General features: G+C 48.0%; 19 protein-coding genes. 10 read left to right on the top strand and 9 right to left on the bottom strand.

Annotated elements, in window-relative coordinates:
• Nucleotides 1-113: 113 nt before the first annotated feature.
• Both NST47_RS05640 and NST47_RS05635 read left to right on the top strand, forming a co-directional pair.
• The gene (locus NST47_RS05640; RefSeq protein WP_341159611.1) at nt 114-971 is read left to right on the top strand and encodes an AraC family transcriptional regulator; all 858 of its coding nucleotides are present in this window, start codon (nt 114-116) and stop codon (nt 969-971) included.
• Nucleotides 972-1075: 104 nt separating this feature from the next.
• Complete coding sequence (locus NST47_RS05635; protein ID WP_341154255.1) at nt 1076-1762, top strand: class I SAM-dependent methyltransferase; 687 nt, start codon at nt 1076-1078, stop codon at nt 1760-1762.
• Nucleotides 1763-1805: 43 nt separating this feature from the next.
• Here NST47_RS05635 and NST47_RS05630 read toward each other — a convergent pair whose 3' ends face one another.
• Complete coding sequence (locus NST47_RS05630; protein ID WP_341154254.1) at nt 1806-2810, bottom strand: Gfo/Idh/MocA family protein; 1005 nt, start codon at nt 2808-2810, stop codon at nt 1806-1808.
• On the bottom strand, nt 2800-3624 hold the full coding sequence (locus tag NST47_RS05625) for a sugar phosphate isomerase/epimerase family protein (RefSeq protein WP_341154253.1): 825 nt from the start codon (nt 3622-3624) through the stop codon (nt 2800-2802). Before NST47_RS05625 ends, NST47_RS05630 begins: the two co-directional genes overlap by 11 nt.
• 580 nt (nt 3625-4204) lie before the next feature.
• Here NST47_RS05625 and NST47_RS05620 point away from each other — a divergent pair.
• The 6 genes from NST47_RS05620 to NST47_RS05595 all read left to right on the top strand — a co-directional run bounded on the left by NST47_RS05620 (nt 4205) and on the right by NST47_RS05595 (nt 11045).
• The gene (locus tag NST47_RS05620; protein WP_341154252.1) at nt 4205-5824 is read left to right on the top strand and encodes an extracellular solute-binding protein; all 1620 of its coding nucleotides are present in this window, start codon (nt 4205-4207) and stop codon (nt 5822-5824) included.
• 98 nt (nt 5825-5922) lie between these two features.
• Nucleotides 5923-6858 carry an ABC transporter permease gene (locus tag NST47_RS05615; RefSeq protein WP_341159610.1) on the top strand — a complete coding sequence of 312 codons (936 nt, stop codon included), beginning with the start codon at nt 5923-5925 and terminating at the stop codon, nt 6856-6858.
• 11 nt (nt 6859-6869) lie between these two features.
• Nucleotides 6870-7745: a carbohydrate ABC transporter permease gene (locus tag NST47_RS05610; protein ID WP_341154251.1), complete on the top strand. Its 876-nt coding sequence runs from the start codon at nt 6870-6872 to the stop codon at nt 7743-7745.
• Nucleotides 7746-7793: 48 nt separating this feature from the next.
• Entirely contained in the window at nt 7794-8687 is an 894-nt protein-coding gene (locus tag NST47_RS05605; RefSeq protein ID WP_341154250.1) for an AraC family transcriptional regulator, read from the top strand.
• A 32-nt stretch (nt 8688-8719) separates the two neighbouring features.
• Nucleotides 8720-10051 carry an LLM class flavin-dependent oxidoreductase gene (locus NST47_RS05600; protein ID WP_341154249.1) on the top strand — a complete coding sequence of 444 codons (1332 nt, stop codon included), beginning with the start codon at nt 8720-8722 and terminating at the stop codon, nt 10049-10051.
• Between the two features lie 55 nt (nt 10052-10106).
• The gene (locus NST47_RS05595) at nt 10107-11045 is read left to right on the top strand and encodes a dipeptidase (RefSeq protein WP_341154248.1); all 939 of its coding nucleotides are present in this window, start codon (nt 10107-10109) and stop codon (nt 11043-11045) included.
• Nucleotides 11046-11218: 173 nt separating this feature from the next.
• Here NST47_RS05595 and NST47_RS05590 read toward each other — a convergent pair whose 3' ends face one another.
• The 4 genes from NST47_RS05590 to NST47_RS05575 all read right to left on the bottom strand — a co-directional run bounded on the left by NST47_RS05590 (nt 11219) and on the right by NST47_RS05575 (nt 17019).
• Nucleotides 11219-11647, bottom strand: a complete 429-nt coding sequence (locus NST47_RS05590; protein WP_076235748.1) for a DUF6157 family protein — start codon at nt 11645-11647, stop codon at nt 11219-11221.
• A gap of 193 nt (nt 11648-11840) precedes the next feature.
• On the bottom strand, nt 11841-13928 hold the full coding sequence (locus tag NST47_RS05585) for a hypothetical protein (RefSeq protein ID WP_341154247.1): 2088 nt from the start codon (nt 13926-13928) through the stop codon (nt 11841-11843).
• Nucleotides 13929-14270: 342 nt separating this feature from the next.
• On the bottom strand, nt 14271-15986 hold the full coding sequence (locus tag NST47_RS05580) for an ABC transporter ATP-binding protein (RefSeq protein WP_341154246.1): 1716 nt from the start codon (nt 15984-15986) through the stop codon (nt 14271-14273).
• Nucleotides 15987-16134: 148 nt separating this feature from the next.
• Nucleotides 16135-17019, bottom strand: a complete 885-nt coding sequence (locus NST47_RS05575; protein WP_341154245.1) for an AraC family transcriptional regulator — start codon at nt 17017-17019, stop codon at nt 16135-16137.
• Nucleotides 17020-17538: 519 nt separating this feature from the next.
• Here NST47_RS05575 and NST47_RS05570 point away from each other — a divergent pair.
• Together NST47_RS05570 and NST47_RS05565 are read left to right on the top strand one after the other, a co-directional pair.
• A complete protein-coding gene (locus NST47_RS05570) occupies nt 17539-17829 on the top strand; it encodes a hypothetical protein (RefSeq protein ID WP_076235740.1) in 291 nt (96 codons plus the stop codon).
• Nucleotides 17822-18610 carry a phytanoyl-CoA dioxygenase family protein gene (locus NST47_RS05565; protein WP_341154244.1) on the top strand — a complete coding sequence of 263 codons (789 nt, stop codon included), beginning with the start codon at nt 17822-17824 and terminating at the stop codon, nt 18608-18610. The genes NST47_RS05570 and NST47_RS05565 overlap by 8 nt, the downstream gene beginning before the upstream one ends.
• A gap of 97 nt (nt 18611-18707) precedes the next feature.
• On the opposite strand, the gene NST47_RS05560 is transcribed toward NST47_RS05565, so the two are convergent.
• The 3 genes from NST47_RS05560 to NST47_RS05550 all read right to left on the bottom strand — a co-directional run bounded on the left by NST47_RS05560 (nt 18708) and on the right by NST47_RS05550 (nt 21917).
• Nucleotides 18708-19526 carry a phytoene/squalene synthase family protein gene (locus tag NST47_RS05560; protein WP_341154243.1) on the bottom strand — a complete coding sequence of 273 codons (819 nt, stop codon included), beginning with the start codon at nt 19524-19526 and terminating at the stop codon, nt 18708-18710.
• 114 nt (nt 19527-19640) lie between these two features.
• Complete coding sequence (locus NST47_RS05555; protein ID WP_341154242.1) at nt 19641-20300, bottom strand: HAD family hydrolase; 660 nt, start codon at nt 20298-20300, stop codon at nt 19641-19643.
• A gap of 240 nt (nt 20301-20540) precedes the next feature.
• Complete coding sequence (locus tag NST47_RS05550) at nt 20541-21917, bottom strand: ABC transporter substrate-binding protein (RefSeq protein ID WP_341154241.1); 1377 nt, start codon at nt 21915-21917, stop codon at nt 20541-20543.
• Between the last annotated feature and the right edge of the window lie 34 nt (nt 21918-21951).

Here is a 21951-nt window from a genome sequence, read left to right as displayed (position 1 = left end):
AATGTTTGGCATCCTTATGATAAAATGTTGTTATATTACGATTAAATAGCAACCAAAGTCCGTTGAAGAACGCTTCTTCTAGAAAGCTTGCAGGAGGCTGCCCCTTGAAAATAATGAACTATATGAATCTGAACCAGTATCCGGTCCAGTTATCTTTTGCCAAAGACCGAACTTACGAATTTGTAGATATTTATCACGCCCATCAGGGCATGGAGCTTTTGTATGTTCACGAGGGACACGGGCGCGTCATTGTCAATCAACAAATTATTGAGCTGGCTCCGGGCAGTCTGATGTGCTTCAGACCTTTTCAGCTGCATCGTATCCAAATGGATATTCAACCGGAAGCGCCTTATATACGCTCACTATTTGTATTCGAGCCCTCTGTACTGGATTCCTACTTAAGCCCGTTTGCGAGTCTTCAATTATATTTTCAACGTTTATGGAAAGACCCGCTGGAGCCGCAAATTTTTAGCGGGCTTCCGCAGCAAACGATTGTGCCGCTGTTGAATCAGTATCGAGATCGTATTGCACATACTGTACAAGGTGAGCTGCGGTTGGAGGAACAAATGTTTTTTTTGGTGGCCCTGCTGCATTATTTGAAGGGGCAGGCAGTGACTGATCGGCATACCGAGCCTGCAGCCAGACCTAAGTCAACGGCATCCGAGCAGATTATGGAATGGGTTGAGGAGCATTATATGGAGGAATTTCAACTAAAGGTATTAGCCAAAGCAGTTCACTTATCGCCTAATCACGCATCTGCCGTATTCAGACAGACGATCGGCACAACCATCACCGAATATTTAACCGCACGCCGGATTCGTCAAGCCTGCTGGCTGCTGCAAACAAGCGACTTGAGTGTACAGGTTATCGGACAGATGATTGGCCTCGGAAATTTCCCTTATTTTTGTCAGCTGTTTAAAAAACACGTGGGCATAAGCCCCTATCGGTTCAAACGTTCTGCGGGCTCTTGACTGACATTGGACAAATATATGGAAAGGTGTTGACCTTGACGTTACGTTAACTTGTACGATTGAGTTGTTCACATTCATTGGATCGATACAAGGAGGATACAGCAATGCCTGATCACACAACTATTTATCAACAGGAAGCCGACATCTACCACGAGCTCATCTCAAAGCAAGCAGATTTAATGGGAAGGATTGAAGAGCTGCGCCCCTGCTGCGGTCTCGATATCGTAGACCTTGGTGCTGGAACAGGACGGTTAACGGTAGAGCTAGCAGCGAAAGCCAAATCGATCATTGCTCTTGACGCCTCGGAAGCTATGCTGCGCATTGCCGCGGACAGACTGGAGCAAGCCGGATTAACCAACTGGCGCACACAAGCTGCTGACCATCGCAGACTTCCACTGGCTGATCAAAGTGCCGATTTGATCGTATCCGGCTGGAGTATTTGTTACTTGGGAAGCACGAACGATGCCAACTGGCAGCAAAATATTCATCAGGTGATGAGCGAAATACGACGTGTTCTCCGACCTGATGGAACCGCCGTTATTATCGAAACCTTAGGCACAGGCTCAGAGACGCCAACCGCCCCTGATTTCCTGCAGCCTTATTATGCCATGCTGGAAAAGGATTACGGGTTTGCTCACCAATGGATGAGAACCGATTATACATTTGATCATTGGCAGCAGGCAGAACGGCTAACGCGATTTTTCTTTGGTGATGCCTTGGCTGAACAGGTGATCGAGCACAAGCTAACCCATCTGCCTGAATGCGCAGGGATCTGGCATCTTCAGCTATGAATAGAGAGGTGTTCCCGCGCAGCGGAACTTGTACACCGCACTTTTAGGCTTCGCCGTAAACATACAGCTCCCGCCCCATTCGGATCGCCTCGGAGATTTCAACGGCTTGTATGGCTGATTTCAAAGTATCACCAGGCTTGCGCCCTGCACGAATATCATTAAAGAACAACGCATTCTCTGAATAAAAGCCGTTTACAATGAACATTTCTTCGCTTCTGCCGAGCTCCACATTGCCGAGCTCGGCTTTGATTTCGTTGTTGACCATATGAATCAGCTTGCCGGGAGCATCGGGCGAAGACCAAAAAGGAAGATGAAGGTGCATCGTATGGTTCACGGCATCAATGACGACACGCTCAAGCACACTGCCGGATAAAGGGCGATATTGAATTTGTGCCCATACGCCCGATTCAAATTCGCAATCCAAATGAATATTAGATTCGGTGGCACCTTGATGACTGAACGGCTGATAACGAATACGCACTTGCTTATAGTCGGAGTCAGCCAAATATTTGACCATATCAATGCCGTGTACCATCGTCATGGAAGCATTAGAGCCAATACGGTTAACACGATTGAGATCGTACCGTATATTATGGAGACTGCCCGGCGACAGCTCGCGGGATAACCACTGCTTCGCATAGGCCACGACGGGCATGTATCTGCGGTTCCAGGCCACCTGATGAGGCGCTCCGCTAAGCTCAGCCGCCTGGATCATCCGTAAGGTCTCCTGTCTGGTCATTCCTGGCGGCTTCTCCATCAGCAGCGGATAGCCTTTCTCCAGTATGGCTACAGCCAGCTGAGCAGTCAGCTGATAAGGGACGACAAGGCAGACCGCATCGGGCTTCTCCTTTTCCAGCGCTGTATCCATATCCGTATAAGCTCTTTGAAAGCCGAATTGATCGCGGAATGCCTCCGCTTTATCTCCATCTATATCTACGCAAGCCGCCAGCTCCACATCGGGATTCGATTCGGCGTATTTCCGGTAGGCGGGTCCATGGCCTCGCAGTGCAATGCTGCCGCAGCCTATCGTTACTATTTTAAAAGCCATCCTCGTCTCCACCTTTCATCGCTAAGGCTACATATCGTTTCCAGGCTGCAAGCTCGCGGGGGAGATGAATATCATAAGGCTCCCAATTGTACCATTCCCCGCTCACATAGCCTTCATAACCTAATTTCAATAAAGCTTTTGCAATTCGCAGCTGATCAAATTCACCCGTTCCGAGCGGTGCGTAATGCAAACGGTCCAGTCGTTTCAACCCGTCATGAAAATGCACATGCCGTATCCATGGCCCCAAGCTGTCGATAACAGAATCCGGTCCAGTCAATCCCTCACGCTCCGTATGAATAACGTCCCAAGCTGCCGCCACATTCAAATCGTTCACTTCACGCATAATATCCGCCATCACACGTGGGTCCGACCAGTGGTCATGAGTTTCAGCAACAATCGTTACCCCATGAGTCCGGGCATATGGTCCAAGAGTGCGGAATGCTTCGATAATGCTGTGCCGGGACACCTCCCGTGTACCTTCAGGCGGAATTCTTCCGCAGAATACTCTGACATAAGGAATCCCCAAATCATGGGCCAGCTTGATATAGCTTTTCGTTTCATCGATCTGGGCCTCAACGTTCTCCGGTTGTGAATAGATATTGGAAATGCCGAGGCAGCAAAGCTCTATTTCCGAATCCGCCGCGTGCTTCCTGAGCTCATTTCTTACTGATTGACTTGCACTCAGCTCTGCCCCATGCCGATGCCCTGTTCCGCTGCGCAGCTCTAATCCCTGATACCCATAAGCCTGTGCTGCCGCCATCATCTCGTCCAATGTCAGGTTGGGACAAGAAGCTGAGTTAAATGCATATTTCAAAGGGTGTTCCTCCTTTTATTAAAAGTCCTGTGAATAAGTCCCACTGCGCGGCCAAATATCCTTCCGATCGCTGTTGTTTCCGTATTTTTTAATTTTATAAGAGATTTAGCGGTAAAAGTACGTAAACAAAGGCGAGCGCTAACGCTTCTACAGGACCATTTGGCCGCTCCGCTCATTATTCACCAGACTTTTAGTGTTCGTAATATTCATGTTCATCATGTCCATAGACTCCGTACAGCTGGACTGTAACCTGTTTCTTGTATTATATCAATCAAAGACATAACAATATTGCTATATAGTATAATAATATTGCGCTACCATCTTTTCCGACTTTACAACTCGGATTTGATATAATATTATAAGGAAAAATGACGAATTTTGAAAAATAGGTCTCATTTCCTAACCATAATTTCCTTTTTTTAGCTAAATACGAAGAAGAAGTTTCTTCTTTGGTAGGTTATGATCTACCCTATTCTCATCACATCATCCGTTGACGAGGCAACAAAATCTAAAAATAGTTATATCAATTTTTAACAACATATAAAAAATTCCAACTATTAAAGAGGAGCCAAGACCTGAAATGAACAAACAATTGCAATTATTAAAAGCCCCCTTAGCCGGTACCCTTATTCTCGGACTGTTGTCCGCATGCGCACAGTCGCCAGCACAGCCTGCTGGTCAAGCCGCTCAGACCAATGCCGAACCGACTAAGTACCCGATCCAGACGAAAGAAACGCTAAGCTATTGGATCGAAATGAACGCATCGTTTTTGGGGCTTAAATCAACCTTAAAGGATGTTCCTTTCTTTCAGGATTGGCAGAAAAATACCGGGGTGACGTTGAATATTACAGAAATCCCTAATGGACAGTCCAAGGAAGCCTTTAATTTGATGCTGGCCTCAGGCGATCTTCCCGATGTGGTTGAGTACAACTGGCTGACGGGCGCACCTGGCGGTCCGGAGAAGATGATTAATGATGGATATATATTAAAGCTGAATGACTTGATCGATAAGCATGCTCCGAATTTGAAAAAGTACCTCAAAGATAACCCGGATGTCGACAAGATGGTCAAAACGGACAGCGGCAGCTATTATGTGTTCCCTTTTATTCGCAAGGACGATTTGGTCAAAACAACGGAAGGACCCGTTATTCGTAAGGATTGGCTCGATGAGCTGGGACTGCAGACTCCAACGACTATCGATGAATGGCATGATGTGCTGAAGGCGTTCAAGGAAAAGAAAGGCGTTGCAGCTCCTCTTTCTATCAAAGGAAAGCCTAGAGCGCTTGAAAGTCTGATTAACGGCTCTTTTGTAGGAGCATATGGGGTTGTGAAAAACTTCTATGTCGATAACGGTCAGGTCAAATATGGACCGGCGGAGCCAGGATATAAGGAATTTCTGACCACGATGCATCAATGGTACGAGGAAGGGCTGCTCGACAAGAACTTTACGACAGCCGATACCAAATCGCTGGACGCGGCTGTTACCTCTGGAGCCACGGGCGCTACTATCGGTGGAGCAGGCGGCGGGATCGGCAAATGGGGACCGATATTGACTGCCAAGGAACCGAATGCTAATCTGGTACCCGCTCCATATCCAGTGCTGAAAAAAGGCGACACACCGAAGTTCGGACAAAAAGAATTTTCTTACTCGGGTGCTTCATCGGCTGCCATTTCAGCCAAAGCCAAAAATCCGGAGCTTGCCGTCAAATTTCTTGACTATGCCTACAGTGAGGAAGGGTACAACTTCTTTAACTTCGGAACTGCGGGCTTAAGCTACAATCTGGAGAACGGCTATCCTAAATACACCGATCTATTGTTGAAAAATCCGGATAAGCTTGCACCATCCCAAGCTATGGGCTTATACATCCGCGCTGCGGGTACCGGACCTTTCATTCAGGATAAACGGTTTATCGAGCAGTTCTACGCTATGCCTCAGCAGAAGGATGCCTTGACGGTATGGAAGAGTGACAACGATAAGTATGCACTGCCTCCGGTGACGATCTCGCTTGCTGATTCCGGTGAGTATTCCAAAATCATGTCGGATGTGAATACGCTGGTGGATGAGACCTCGCTCAAAATCATTCTTGGCACGTTACCTGTTGATTCCTTTGACAGCCATCTGGCCAAGCTGAAATCTGTGAATTTGGACAAAGCGATTCAAATCACGCAAAAAGCTTATGACCAATACAACAAAAGATAAGTAATACCAGTGACGGGGCGACCGATTTATGAGCCCCGTCTATCATTTTTTATATGAGAAAGGGTGTACCTATGCGCCGGAACGCCGCCCCCCAAGCCATGTCGACTCAACACAAACGAAAACCTGGCGCTTCGAAGTATGCCAAGGACTTCTTACACAATAAATATTTGTACCTGCTCATGCTCCCTATCATCGCATATTACGTTGTCTTTCATTACATGCCCATGTACGGTGCGATCATTGCCTTCAAAAACTTTTCTCCGGTGAAGGGCATCTGGGGAAGCGAATGGGCGGGCATGGAGCATTTTCAAGCGTTCTTTTCCAGCTATTATTTCTGGAGGCTGCTTACCAACACGCTGCTCCTCAGCTTGAATACACTGCTGTTCGAATTTCCGGCTCCAATTCTGCTCGCCTTGCTGCTTAACGAGGTGCGGAACCGTCGCTTTAAAAATATGGTGCAGACGATTGCTTACATGCCTTATTTCATCTCGCTTGTTGTCATTTGCGGGATCGTTAAGGATTTTACCGGCAGCGGAGGTCTCGTCAATCTCGCCTACACCTTTGTCACAGGTACGGATGGACAAGCGTTGCTGCAAAAGCCGGAGTTATTTCGGTCAATCTACGTATTATCGGAAATTTGGCAGAAGATCGGCTGGGAATCGATTATTTACATGGCCGCTTTAACCGGGATCGATCAGGAGCAGTACGAGGCAGCCAGAATCGACGGTGCAAGCCGGCTCAGACAAATGTGGCATATTACGCTTCCCGGGCTGATGCCCACGATTATGATTATGCTGATTCTTCGTATCGGCAATATGCTGAATGTTGGTTATGAAAAAATTATTTTGTTATATAATCCTGTGATCTACGAAACAGCCGATGTGATATCGACCTCGGTATACCGCAAAGGACTGCTTGAAGCGAACTGGGGATTCAGCTCCGCGGTGGGACTATTCAATTCGGCGTTCAATCTGCTTCTTCTGGTGGGCGCGAATTATCTCAGCCGCAAATGGAGCAAGAACAGCTTATGGTAAAGGTGGTACCTATGAACACTTCGCGTCTCTCAGATAAATTCTTTAGCTGCATCGTTACAATATTGCTTTCTATTCTGGCAGTTCTGACTTTGTATCCCCTGCTGTATGTCGCTTTCGCATCCGTAAGTGACGGAAGCCAGTTAATTGCTCATCAGGGCCTGCTCTGGAAGCCTCTTGGCTTTAACCTCGGCGGCTATGAGAAGGTTCTTGCCAATCAAGCCTTGTTTAAAGGCTACATCAACACGTTGTTTGTCGTCGGCGCCGGGGTTGTATTGAATGTGGCACTGACAACCTCAGCAGCATTTGTGATGTCGAGAAGAAACGTGCTGTGGAACAAGTTTTTTATATTTTTTATTATCTTCACCATGTTCTTTAACGGCGGCTTGATTCCGCTCTACCTGATCGTGAAGCAAACCGGTCTCATCAATTCGTTGTGGGCTGTGGTCCTGCCTTTTGCCATGAACACCTTTCATTTGATCATTATGCGAACAGCCTTTCAAGCTCTGCCCGAAACGTTGGAGGAATCCGCCAAAATCGACGGTGCTCACCACTTGACGATTCTGCTGCGAATCATTATTCCTCTCTCCATGCCTGTCATTGCCGTAGTTACTTTATACTCTGGGGTAGACCGCTGGAATGCATGGTTTTATGCTTCGATTTTTTTGAAGGATCGCGGGCTGTATCCTCTCCAGCTTGTGCTGCGTGAGCTGTTGATTGCCGATTCGACAGATACGATATCCAGCGGCGCTGTTAACGAATTATTACAGATCGGAGAAACGATCAAATACGCTTCCATCATGGTCGCAACCTTACCGATCCTGTTAATTTACCCATTTCTGCAAAAGTATTTCATCAAAGGCGCTTTGATCGGTGCTATCAAGGGCTAGTCTGATGGAAGCTGACTACCAGCCTTGTGGAAGGAAAGAGGTGGATACATGAGTCAAATGGTGGAACCTAAGCCGAAATTTCAGGAAAGCAACTATATATTCCATTATCGTCGGATCACCCAAGAAGGAGATTGGGAGCAGATTCATTCCCACCAAGGCATCGAATTCCTATATGTACATGAAGGCAATGGTCACCTTATCTTTGATCAAAAGCTGCATTCGGTATCGGCCGGTACATTACTGATGTGCCAGCCTTACCAACTGCACAAGTTCAAAATGAATATTTCCCAGGAATCGCCTTATATTCGGTCCGTATTGGTGTTTGATCCTTTTTTGTTTGAGCGCTATGCGGCAGCTTTTCCCGCTCTGCACGCTTTTTTCCATAAAATTTGGAAGGCAAGACTGGATCAGCAGGTTTTTCAGCTTAATCCCGAGGATCAAATGCTGCTCAGTCAGCTGCTTCAGGATTTCCATACAAGTCTTAATTCCTGTCCGAGCTTGCAGCAAACCGAAGAGGTCGTGCTATTTCTCTTCACCCTGCTGCGTGAACTCCGCAAGCTCGCCGAAGCCGGACAGAAGCATGCATCAGACGGTTCGCTCCGAACCAACAGCCGGCATGTCGAGCAGATGATGGCATGGATCGAGGAGCATTTTCAAGAGGAGTTTTCGCTGGATCGTTTGGCGGAAAGCCTGCACTTATCCCCCTACTATGCATCCCATTTGTTTAGTAAGGAAACCGGCTGTACGTTGAGCCAATACGTACTGGCCCACCGCTTGCGCGAGTCCCGTCTGCTCCTCTCTACCACCGATTTGACGATCGCCCAGGTTGGACAACAGACCGGCTTCAACAGCAGTGCTTATTTTGTCAAATCGTTCAAAAGCAAAATGGGGATGACTCCGCATACGTATCGCAAGCAAGTCAACAAATCATTCGAAGATTAAATTCAGGGTCCTATAGAAAGGGGAAATCAACTATGAGCAATCAAAATAAACAAATGAAGCTTGGCGCAATATTAATGGAAACCGGACATCATGTCGCGGCCTGGAGACACCCCAATGCCGGGGCCAGCAGGGTTGTAGACGTTAAGTACTATCAGGAAATGGCTCGCACAGCGGAACGGGGCAAGCTGGACCTCGTTTTTTTTGCCGATACGCTTGGCGTTCCTAACTATAACTCCTTTTTCGATCACAATGTGACCATTCGTCTGGAGCCGCTTACTTTGCTTGCTTCCCTGGCAGCGGTTACGAGCCACATCGGCCTGGCAGCCACAGCCACAACCACCTATAACGAGCCTTTCCATATCGCTCGCATGTTCTCGTCACTAGACCACATTAGCGGAGGACGCACGGGCTGGAACGTGGTGACCTCGGCACTAGCAGACGAAGCGTTGAATTTCAGTAAAGAATACCATTTGGAGCATTCCCTCCGTTATGAACGCGCCAAGGAATTTTTGAAGGTCGTGACCGGATTATGGGACTCCTGGGAAGACGATGCTTTCTTGTTTGATAAGGAGTCAGGACATTTCGCGGACAGCAGCAAAATGCATGTCCTCCATCACCGCGGGGAGCACTTCAATGTGCGCGGCCCCCTAAACATCTCGCGCTCCCCACAGGGCTACCCGGTCATTATTCAAGCCGGCTCATCGGAAGAAGGCCAGAATCTGGCAGCTCAAACGGCCGAACTCGTTTTCACCGCACAGCCTACACTTGAAAGAGCACAAGCTTTTTACGCCGGGCTTAAAGCGAAGGTCGCCGCATTCGGACGATCAACGAACGAGCTGCTCATTATGCCAGGGGTGTTCCCTGTGATTGGAGCCACCGAGCAGGAAGCCAAGGACAAGCTGGAACAGCTGCAAGAGCTGATACACCCCGCAGTCGGAATTGATGTTCTCTCACGTAAGCTCGGACATGATATTTCCGGATATCCTCTGGACGAACCGTTACCGGATCTGCCTGAAAGCAATGGAGACAAAAGCCGGAATCATTTGCTCATCGATATCGCCCACAAGGAAGGGCTGACCATTCGTGAGCTGTACATGAGGGTAGCCGGATCACGTGGTCATCATACAGTCGTCGGAACTCCTGCACAGGTCGCCGATCATCTGGAGGAATGGTTCGTTAAGCAAGGCGCGGACGGCTTTAATATTATGTCTCCGTACTTGCCGGATGGTCTGGATGAGTTTGTTGATCTCGTCGTTCCGGAATTGCAAAGACGTGGACTGTTCAGGACGGAATATGAAGGGACCATGCTTCGTGATCATCTCGGGCTGTCTCGTCCGAACAATCAATTCTCACGTGAGTCTTAATAATATAGCAGCATGATGACAGTGTTGACATTTTATCAGAATGGGGACGAGGATAATGAAAGTTATCGATGCGCACTGCGATGTGCTGAATAAGATGATGCTTCACCCGGAGATCGACTTTCATGATGCGGATCGCTTGAATGTTACGCTTGAGCGTTTGATTGAAGCGGGCTCTGTCTTGCAGCTGTTTGCCGTCTATATGTCCGTGCAGATCATCAATCCGCAATTCGATCACATCCTGAAAGCTATTGATCTGTTTGCTTCCAAAATTGTATCTCACCCGAAGATGATGCAGATTCGATCCGCAGCCGATTTACGGCAGGCTGAGACGGAGGGTCGAATCGGAGCCATGCTGACACTTGAAGGCGTTGAACCGTTAATGGGACGAGAGCTTTATCTGAGGACGCTCTTTCATTTGGGCGTCCGCTCTATCGGAATCACATGGAACTATGCGAATTGGGCAGCCGATGGGGTGAAGGAACCGCGACAAGGAGGCTTTACGTTAAAAGGCAAGCAATTCGTGAAGCAATGCGATGAACTCGGCATCATTCTGGATGTGTCCCACCTGACGGAGAAGGGGTTCTGGGAGCTCACAGAACTGTCCGAGCGGCCATTTATCGCCTCCCATTCCAACGCTTGCGTCATCTCTCCGAACGAACGCAATTTGACCAAGGATCAAATTCAGGCGATCCTGCAAAAAGACGGGCGCATTGGCCTCACCTTTATTCCCCCCTTGGTCAATTCGGAGAAGCCAGCTGTTATGACCGACCTGCTGCGGCATATTGATTATATAGCCTCGCTGGGAGGCAGTAAGCATATCGGCTTCGGCTCCGATTTTGATGGCACAGTCCAGTTTACAAACGGACTTGAGCATATGGGTAGATACAACGCGCTCGCAGAGCTTCTTGCCAACCACTATTCGAATGATTTTGTGGAAGGCTTGCTGCACAGAAACTGGCGCTCCTTCTTTGACAAGCAATTGCCTGCTACATAATTACAGTCATCATCATTGGGAACGCAACCCTATTTTACCTTTTGTCACCTAATAGGCTTAAGAGATAATGTAGGACTTCAAATAAAAAATGCTAAGGCCAAACAGTAAATACACTGTCTGGTCTTAGCTATTAGCTTTGATGTTTTGGAGGGATAACCTCGACAGAGGATATTCTACTTTCCCTTGCTATTGCGCATAGCGGCGACCAGCTTGATCTCGGCATGATCGCCATCGATAAAATGCTGATATTCAGCAGATTCCATAGGGACGAGAGCCATTTTCCCTTCCGAATTAAAATGAATGCCCCATCCGTATTTCTTGGGCAGCATGGATGCCCTTAGACAGGCCGTCGGTTTTTGAAAAAACTCATCTCTGTATTGAGTTCCATGATCCAATAATACCTCTTGCGGAATTTCCTTGTGCCGAATGTGTACTTCGTACAATAACTCCTCTTGCGTATATACATAAGGAGCCTGCGACACTAACTCAAATTCAATTCCGGGCTTCGTCTTTCCAGATTTCTTATCTGGCGGCACCATACCCATCACTGCGGGACAGTCCGGCGAAACCGTAATAAACGTATTATAATAATTCCATTCCACAGCTAACCCTCCATCAACATTGAGTTATAAGTGTTACAAAACCAGTTGGATAACGATACCAGCCGCTGTTTCCTATGCTTGTTTTTCTCCATTATAACACGAATAAAAGCCCATTTGATTGATGGGCCTGCCAAGCATACAACGAGCTGAGACCACACCGTTTCACGGTATGGCCTCCTTGTATCATTACTTATTACGGCTCAAACCGCCGCGCCAGCTCCACATCGCTTCTTACATCCTCAGCATAATATGGGTAACCGAAGGTTCGCTTCACCCGGGCCATAAAATAAGGCTTGTTATGCTGGCTCCAGAAAAATCCAAGACGCTCCCAATGACCGCAGGCTTCCTCCAGTAGGACAACAGCCTGCTCTTGATGCGATGATTTCCCGTTGAGCCTGTACCGATTCAGCTCCAATGCTGCAGCAAACTTGCAGCGGTAATAGTGTCCCATCGCCGCGTAGGCTTGTAAATCCAGCAGTGTGCATTCCGCATGACTGCCCCGGTATTCGCCAAGAATTGTCTCCAGATGGGCTGCCGCAAGCTCCGTAGCTTTGGCTGATTCATCAAGAATGCGTATAATATCGGCAGGTGTTTCCCCGTAATGTGCCTGTAAGGCCTCCAACCGACCCTCTTGCTCAGCCTGAGCATACTCAGCAATACCCATTACGCCTACTCCAGGCATCGGAACACCGCCGACAAAATCGAGAATCGTTTTGAAGCCGCTCACCTGGGACAAGCAGCTCTCTGCATGCCATTGGAAATCGTAGTCGATCCAGAACAAGCGATTTACAGCAGGTATAATTCGCGAGGCCACTCGCAGGCCTTGTAAAAAGTCGGGAGCATGCTGCGGTCCATACTGCTTTTGCAATAAATACGTCCACGTCGAATCATCGGTTTCCGGATCATAGGCAAGTCTTCCCCATAGCTGGAACTGCAGCAGGTGCCGCTCAAAATCATACTTCCACGTTTTATGTCCATGATCGATATGCTGAAAGTCGCGTCCCCACACATAACCATCCGAGCCCCAATAAAATCCTTTAATGTAGGGCTTGATCATTCCTTTTACATAGGCTCTCACATAATCGGGATCGCCCCAGCGGTGGGTGAACACATCATCATTACGTACCGTATATAAAATTTGGGTCGATGACAGATCAATCCCGTCCCAAGCGTCCCACAGCTTCTCGAACTGCGGCTCTGGATGGGAGTAAGCATGGGCATTCGAATATTTCCAGCTAATATAAAACTGCTTCGGATCGAATAACGGCTGTACCAGCTCCTTGATTTCCTTGCCGGCACTCTGCATATTGGTTCGATGAATGAACGGGATGGTCCGCCCCGACTGCTTGATGGCTTCCACATACGTTTCGACGATCCATTGCTCCCGTTCATGCCCGCTGCCATCCATCCATTCGCTTGCCGATGTCCCCAAACCCTTAAGCTCAGGATAGGTTAACAGCACCTGCAGCACCATCTCACGAATATAATCGCGGATTACCTCGGATTGGCCGCGAAAGCGATTAAGCGGCAGCCCAACTCGATGAATTAGCTCATCGTACATATCGCCGTAATCCCCAACATTTTCCGGAAGCCCCAATCCGCGCGCTACCTCCGGCGTCAGCCTGATATTCCATGTAAACAAATAAATATCAATACCACGATGGGCTGCATGACGAAACAGCTCTCGGAAAAAACGAATATTGCGGTCGATCTGTACATCGCTGTAAGGATTGGTTTCCCTGTACTTGGACGATACGACCATCAGATGGTAAGGGTGCTCCGACCACAGACTGAGGCAATTGTAACGATTCAGCGCCAGCATATCGATATACGCACGCCAGAACTCGATATCCATACATGTGGCCGCATTCAGCACAAAAGGATCTCCATCATCAAATGGAACATAAGGAAGATTGTACTTGATACCCCGAACACCAAGCGCAGGCTCACGGCTGATCTCCTCGTTCGCCTTCAAATCCGCTCCACGCCCAATGCGTTCAGCCCACTCCAGACACCCATACAGGACACCTCGGGAATCCGAGCCCTCAATGTGCACCCGGTTTCCACTTTTATAAATACGAAAGGCTTCATTCGCATACAACGGAGCCTGATTTCGTGCTGTTGGTATGTTTCTAATAACGATTCCTTGATCAGGCAGCACAACCGTTCCATGTCCCTCAAACTGCTCGATATAATAAATACCTTTAAGCTCAAGAGCTTTTTTCAACTGCTCCACACCAAATTCAATTACAGGATCACGATGATTGTAAATCAGCTTCACGGACTTGTCCTCCCTCAACCCTATTCTCGTTCACTTAGCCTTGCGTGTTCAACACTTTTTGAAGACTGGCCCCATGTTACCATGGATCAGCACGGCGCTGAACAGACACTTTTTGTACTGTTGAAGGTAAGACATTGTCTGTTATCCAATTACAGCCGTAGTGCTGCTTTAGACTTACATGTATCCATAAAAGAGAGACCAATAATCGCCGTCAGACCGCTCTTTTACACAGGTAAGACAAAAATTGATCTGTCGGAAAAACACAGAAAATCCAAAAAAAGATCGCACAATCCGGTCCATAAGGACTGAATCGTACGATCTTTGATAAGGGTTCAATTAATTTTACGAACCAAATTGCGCCTGATGCAGACGACTGTAAACACCACCCGCAGCGATCAGCTCGCCGTGTCGGCCTTGCTCAGATATGCCATCCTCGGTAACCACAATGATCCGGTCCGCATTCTTGATCGTAGCCAATCGGTGGGCAATAATCAGCGTCGTACGTCCCTTGGACAGCTCGGTTAGCGACTGCTGAATGGCAGCTTCGGTTTCGGTATCCAGCGCCGAGGTCGCTTCGTCGAGAATCAGGATCGGCGGGTTTTTCAAAAACATTCTGGCAATCGCAAGCCGCTGCTTTTGTCCACCCGACAGCTTCACACCCCGTTCGCCGATAATCGTGTCCATGCCAAGCTCCTGCGAACGAATAAACTCCTCCAGACGCGCACGTCTGGCCGCTTCCCATACCTCCTCTTCGCTTGCATTCAGCTTGCCGTAGGCGATATTTTCCCGTAAGGTCCCTGTGAACAAAAATACGTCCTGCTGGACAATCCCGATCTGCTTGCGCAGCGAGGACAGCTTCATTTGGCGAATGTCGATGCCGTCAATCTTGATGCTACCCTCCTGAACCTCATAGAACCTGGGCAACAGGCTGCAAATCGTCGATTTACCGGCACCTGACGGACCTACAAAAGCGATCGTTTCCCCTTGATGAATCGTCAGATCGATGTTGTGCAGCACATGGGCCTGCTCCTCATAGCCGAACGAAACACCACGATAACGAATATCACCGCGCAGCGAGTTGACTTCCACCGCATCCGGAACATCGTCAATATCCGGGGCTGTCTCCAGCAGCTCCGTGTATCTTTTGAAGCCGGCAATCCCCTTCGGATAGCTCTCAATAACCGTATTAATCTTTTGAATAGGCTGCAAAAAGACATTAGTCAGCAGTACGAATCCGATAAACGAACCATAGCTCATCGACTCGTTCAGCACAAACCACGTTCCGCTCATGAGCACGATAAGCGAAACCGAGCGCATCAGCAGGTAGCTGATCGATGAATTCCAGGCCATAATCTTGTAAGCAAGCAGCTTGGTGAGCCGGTAACGACCATTGTTTACAGCGAACAGCGACTTTTCAAACTCTTCATTCGAAAAAGCCTGTACGACGCGAATACCGCCTACATTGTCCTCCACACGGGCATTAAAGTCGGCAATATCGGCAAACATGCGCCGGAACGCAGCCGTCATTTTTTTGTTGAAATAGATGGAAAAGAAGATCAGGAAAGGCACCATCGCAAAAGTAAGAATAGCCAGCTTCACGTTGATGGACAGCATGATGGCAAATGCTCCAAGCAGCGTCATCACAGCAATGAATAAATCCTCAGGCCCATGATGCGCAACCTCGCCAATTTCCATCAGATCGTTGGTCATCCGAGAGACGAGATGGCCTGTTTTATTGTTGTCAAAGAAACGGAACGACAGCTTCTGTACATGCTCAAACAGCTTGCGCCGCATGTCGGTTTCAATATTGATGCCGAGCTTGTGGCCCCAGTAGTTGATCACGAATTGCATGCACATATTAAATACATAAATCACCAGCAGCCCTACGCACGCCCATAAAATCAAGGTCCAGTTTTTGCTGGGCAGCAGTTTGTCCACCACCTGATTGACGGCTAACGGAAATCCGAGCTCCAGTAAAGCCGCAAACACCGCGCAAGCAAAATCGAGAATAAAAAGCCCTTTATAAGGCCGGTAATAGGAAAAAAAACGGCGAAGCATCCCAATCACTTTCCTTTCTCTGTACCCGAATGTATTTGTTCTCTATCCCCATCATAATCAATTTTGAATAATTATTAAATCCCCAATTCCATTAATAGCCAAACTTTCCTTCAGGTGCACTGAATAACTGACCTTCCCTAGCCTCTTGTTAATGAGGGAAAATCCCGTTCGGCTCCTGCTCGATCTCCTCCTCGGAAATATGCGCTTTCCCGGAGGCTTTGCGGTACTCAGACGGTGACATGCCTGTCTGTTTTTTGAAAATACGCGAAAAATAATACAGCTCCATTCCGATTTCATCGGCTATCGCAGAGATCGTTTGCTCAGTTGTTGTGAGCAGTCTGCGTGCCTTGTCCAATCTTTTTTTGTTAATATAGACGATCGGTGAAAGACCCATCATGGTTTTGAAATAATGCATAAAATAATTCGGGTGAAAGTGCACCAGCTTGGCCAGCTCATCTACCGACATCTGCTCGGACAAATGGCTTTCGATGTAGGACAGCACACTATGAATCTTTGATGTGCTCGTAGTTGCTGTCAGATGCGGCTGCTCGGTGGACTGCTCAATATATTCGGAAATAATCTCAAGCAGGATCGATTTGATCCTCAGAGGTGCGGTCAACGTATTGCTGCGATGCAGCTCGACCAATTGCTGAAATTGCTGCTCCAGCCGCGCCTCATCCTGAACCTGTATCCAGTGCGGCTGCTCCAGCATTTGAAACAGATTCACATCTCCCACCGTAGCCGAGAAATGGCACCAGTATTTGCCCAGCGGGTCGGCATCATCCCGTGCATAAGCCAATTTCATCCCGGCTGGAAGCAGATACAGCTGACCTGCTTTCGGATAATAATCCTTGCCGCGAATGTGAATCCACCCGCTGCCCTCACGTATATAATAGAGCCGATTCACGTCGGTCATCCGGTATGAATCCCGCCAGCTCGGCCCAACCTTCGTATAATGAGCCATCTGCATCATGATTTGAGCATTTTCCAAATAACTGCGTATCAATTGCAGCTGCAGCTTGTCCTGATCCATATGAGCCCTCCATTAGACTGATAACTCCTTAGTATTGTGTAAACTTATGCTACTATCATACATCCTCAGATCGCCTTTTGCATACTACAATACATATATCAGCTGCTCACACACAAGCCTGATACCGCTTACGAGGTGAATGTGCTAAAGCTAATTTCAACACCACTTGAGTAACAACCAGGAACGTTTATGGATTCAATTTTTGTTAAAGCTGCTTCGCAAACTCAAGAAGTCCGGTGAATAATGAGCGCAGCGGCCAAATGGTCCTGGAGAAGCGTCAGCGTTCGCCTTTGAAATCGTGAATAAACCACTAAATCTCATCCCATTTCACGATTTCAACAGTGATCGGAAGGATATTTGGCCGCGCAGCGGGACTTATTCACCGGACTTCTAACCGCTTTCGAAGCTAGTTTGCTTCGCAAACTCTAAGTAAATGCTTTCGAAGCTAGTTTGCTTCGCAAACTCTAAGTAAATGCTTTCGAAGCAAGTTTGCTTCGCAAACTCTAAGGAGGACTATTCATGAGCTTGACCAGACAAAAGATATTGATACTCCATTCCAGTGATCCCGATCTTGAGAGCCGCACCGTAGCCTGGGCGCTCTACGACAGCACAATTCCCAAGGGGCAGCTGCAGATGAACACAGGCGATTCCAACGAGCCGATCTACGGTTCCGTGCTTGACGCTATGCGCGACGGCTGGAACGTCATCCAACTGCCAACGATGCCGATCTTCCGCACAGGCTTTGAACATGACCAAGGACATCTGCCTTATGAAACCGTATTGGAAAAGAAGGTGACGATCGATGAGTAGCATAGAAAAGCAGCATCTCCTGACCGCCAAGCAAATGGCCGAATTTGCCGTGAATGGCTTTCTCCGACTGGACGAAGTCGTCCCGCAAGAACTGAATGAAGCTGCTTATAAGGAGCAGCGGGAATTCCAGGGCAACGGTTCCACCTACTGGAACGAATCGAAGGTGATTCAGGATATCTTTAATCTGCCCCAGGTAAAGGGAGCACTTCAAAGCTTTGTCGGTCAATATCCTATCTATGACCATTCATTTATGCATATTGTTCGCGCCAAACACCTTAAGGGTCAAGGCTATCATGCCGATTCCGTCATCGATACTCGCCCGTTTGGCTATGATATTCAAGCGTTCTATTTCTCTCACGACGCGCCGGATGAAATGGGGCCTACTCTGGTGCTCCCTGGTTCGCATTTGCGCAAGGTCAGCAATGGCAGCATCAGCCGATACAAAAATATCGTAGGACAAAAACGAATGGTAGCCAAAGCCGGTACAATCGGTTTTCTCCATCACGGCATATGGCACTGCGCCCAGCCCAACCATACGGATGAAACCCGTTATGTGTTCAAGCTGCGGCTGCGCCCCGGTCAAGAGCAGCGCAATCTGTTCAATACCGATGGTTACAATAGCGAGGAAGTTCGTGAGGTGTTCAAGAAGGCCTACCATCCTTGGTGCGGCGACGAAGCGCGTGTCAATCAGATCCAAACCGCCAAGTTCTGGCGTTTCTTATGCGGTGATGATAAGGTCGACACCTCATTTGAGGGTGCGCTCACCCGGATGGGCTTATAAGTAAAGCTTCCCAGCATTATGTGTCCAACACGTAGAGGCTGTCCCACAAGTCGATTGACTTCGGGACAGCCTCTTCATTATTGCGATGGAAATACTCTCATTCTGCGGATGCCTGCTTCACAATCTCGATAACGGCAGCGCGATTCAGCTTTTCTTCCCCAGCCTCCAGAGCCGAGAGTGTGCCATGAGCCAATGCTAACGGCAGCTTGCAGAAATCAAACACTGGGCCGGGCTTCAAATTAGCGACATAACGGTCAGCTAACGCCAGATTGCCGCGAGTGTAGGCGAACATTTCTTCCGTTCCCCACTGATCGGGAAAATAGTCGACTCCCCGTTCCATATCCTCCTTACGATTACGAAGAATATTAACCGTCTGTAAGCCGCGGCCAAAAGCTACAGCCTCCGTATAATCGGATTCAGTACCGTCATGCCATAACCATAGCTCCGACAGCAGCACGCCCACCGCACCTGCCACACAATAAGTATAGCTGTCCAAATCCTCTTTCGTATGAACCTGCCAATCCCTTTCAACCCAGCCAGCCATATCTCGGGCCATGGTTGAGGTTGATTCCCGTACAACGTCACTCGCCGACAACGGGCAGAACCGGACCCAATCCGCCAGCCGTAATGTGACCTCCGGCAGCACCGATTTATACGGGGTTAGCAGCGCTGCCAAGGCTTCCTCATAGACTGGCTGATGGAGAATATCACTGATCTCATTCAACAGCTTAACCTTAATTTCGACCGCCAGAGAGGGGTCATCCTCGATCTCATCGATGGCTCGCATGCACAGATAAGCAGAAGCTACAGCCTCCTGCAAGCCGGGCACAAGACGGCTGATCGGTATAAAAAAGGTTCGACTGGTTTCAGCCAATACATCCATCGCCTCTTGGTATAAAGCGTTCGTCTCATTCATTATGTTGGCCTTTCTTTATATGGATTTGGTTAAACTAATCTCACTTTAAGCATATAAATTTATTTTAGGACATTTTAGTATGTAAAAACAAGTCCAATTGCAGCAGACTGCCCCTTAATCACAAATTTTCTCTAAATACTCGATGACTTCCTGCAAGCTCATTTCGCTCATGGAATGAATCCTTAAATCATATTGGTCAAAAATAATCGATTTTGTAACCTCATTAGGTACAATGACACAATGTAAGCCTGCCGCTTTGGCTGCCCTTGCACCATTGGAGGAGTCCTCAAAAGCGATCGCCTCATCCGCAGCTACCCCAAGCTCCTCTATCGCTTTTATGTATAAAGCAGGATCTGGCTTTACCTTTTCGACCTGATCGCCTGTTTTTATCACTTCGAAATAGTCAAAAATCCCAAGCTGCTTCAAATACCCCTCCACCCATGTCCGATTAGAGCTGGAGGCCAGTCCAATTTTCAAACCAAGCTCCTGTGCAGTCTCCAGATAGTCCTTAACCCCATCGCGGATTTCTGACGCTTGTATTTTCACCAAATAACTTTCTTTGGCCAGCTTTCGAACGACTGCAGTTTCGGCAAGACCCACCCTAGCCTCAAGAAATTGATTCAGCAGCGCATCATGAGTGCCAATAACCTTCACAAACTCCTCTAAAGGATATTGAACATTGTAAGCTTGCAATACTTCCTTAAAAGCTTCATACCATACGGTTTCCGTATCTATAATCAATCCATCAAAATCAAATACGACTGCTTTAATCATGAAAAAGCCCCCATTCCTATGCTTGCTTTGCTTAGTTGCGATGCCATATGCTCTATCGTACCATAAAAAATCCAATTAAAGCTTGGTTCCTTATCCATCTATCGTGCTTTATCACTTTACCACTCTACTACAATAAAATAATAATCGATTATTCGGTTTATGTAAATACAATTCGCATGGAATCAAAAAGACCCCCAGCTCTGCTGAGGGAAACCATTCTTATTAATTTCATCCGTTTTCCTACTTGACCTCAGCCGCATAGGCTTCATCCAATGCCTGCTGACCCTGCTCCTGAATGCGCTGCAAGCCCTGCTCGACGGTAACTTCTCCTGTTAGCATGGCGTCAACCTGCTGTTTGGCAATGGAACGATACTTTTCAATAAATGTACCCGGTACGTTTTCATTATATCCGCCCTGCACCGTTTCCTCATATTTCACCTGATAAAAAGGCTCCAGACTGTGCCCATCCATCTCATGGGCGAACGCCTTGCGAACCGGCAAATCGTTGGAAGTCTTCGCTTCAATCTTTGCAGCCTCCGCACCATTGAAATATTTAATGACCTCCCATGCACTCTTTACATGCTCAGCCTGAGCGTTAATGCTGTAGATGGGAGATAAATAAAAATTGGGATTACGCATATGCCCCTGATCTGCCGATGGTGTGCCCACCATCCCCCACTCGAAAGCGGCTCCCCGCTGCCTTAGAGCATTGAGCTGTCCTTCATTGGAAATCGTCATCGCTGTGCGGCCGATACTGAATAAATCCTCTGCCTCGACATCCTCTTTTTCATATCGGGTTTTGCCGGGGATATAATTCCATTGCAGCACACCGCTTCGATAGCCATCCATAACCAGCTGATAGATTCGCTTCCAGGAATCCGTCTGCATCAGCAGTTTTTTTCCTTCAGCATCTATCATTCCAAGTCCCTGAGCTTGTCCTATATAATCAGCCAGATCCTGTGGAGAGCTCATATAGCCCATATGAAAGCCGTACACCCGCTCTCCTTTGCCACCCTCTGCCGGGAACCGCTGAGCCAAGCGGAACATATCCGCCCAGGTCATTTGGTCTGTCGGATAAGGGATGTGATAACGATCAAACAGCTCTTTATTATAAAACAGTACAGAGCTTGAGAACTTAGGAGCTAATCCGTATATACTCCCCTGCCCTTTGATTCGTAAATAATCGACCGCCGCCGGCAGTAAATTGTCCAGATCAAATCGGTCCTTTTCAATGAGTGCGGACAGGTCGTACAGCTTTCCCTGCGAAGCCAGCTTCTCATAATCAAAAGAGCTCGTGAACAGCAGGTCAGGCTTCTCCTGATCAATCAGCTTGGTCAGCTCCTGCAGCGGTTTTTTGCCGGGACCATAAATCCCCTCCGTCGGTATAATCTGGACCTCCAATTCAGGGAACTTGGCAGCAAAATAATCGGCATACATATATTCAAAGGTAGTCTCGTTGCCTATGGCAATACGAAGCACCCCCTTGGAAGCGGCGGCCGCTTCCTCAGGCTTGTCACAGCCACTTAATACAAGCGCAAAGCCTACGATGGACATAGCAAGCCAGTGCCATCCCGGAGTCCGTGCTGATTTGCTTTTCCTACTGAAAGCTACTTTCATGCTCAATCGCTCCTTTATCTGGTACCATACAGCT

The sequence above is a fragment of the Paenibacillus sp. FSL H8-0034 genome (assembly GCF_038000305.1).
GTDB lineage: Bacteria > Bacillota > Bacilli > Paenibacillales > NBRC-103111 > Paenibacillus_S.
This window is presented reverse-complemented; position numbering and strand designations above follow the sequence as displayed.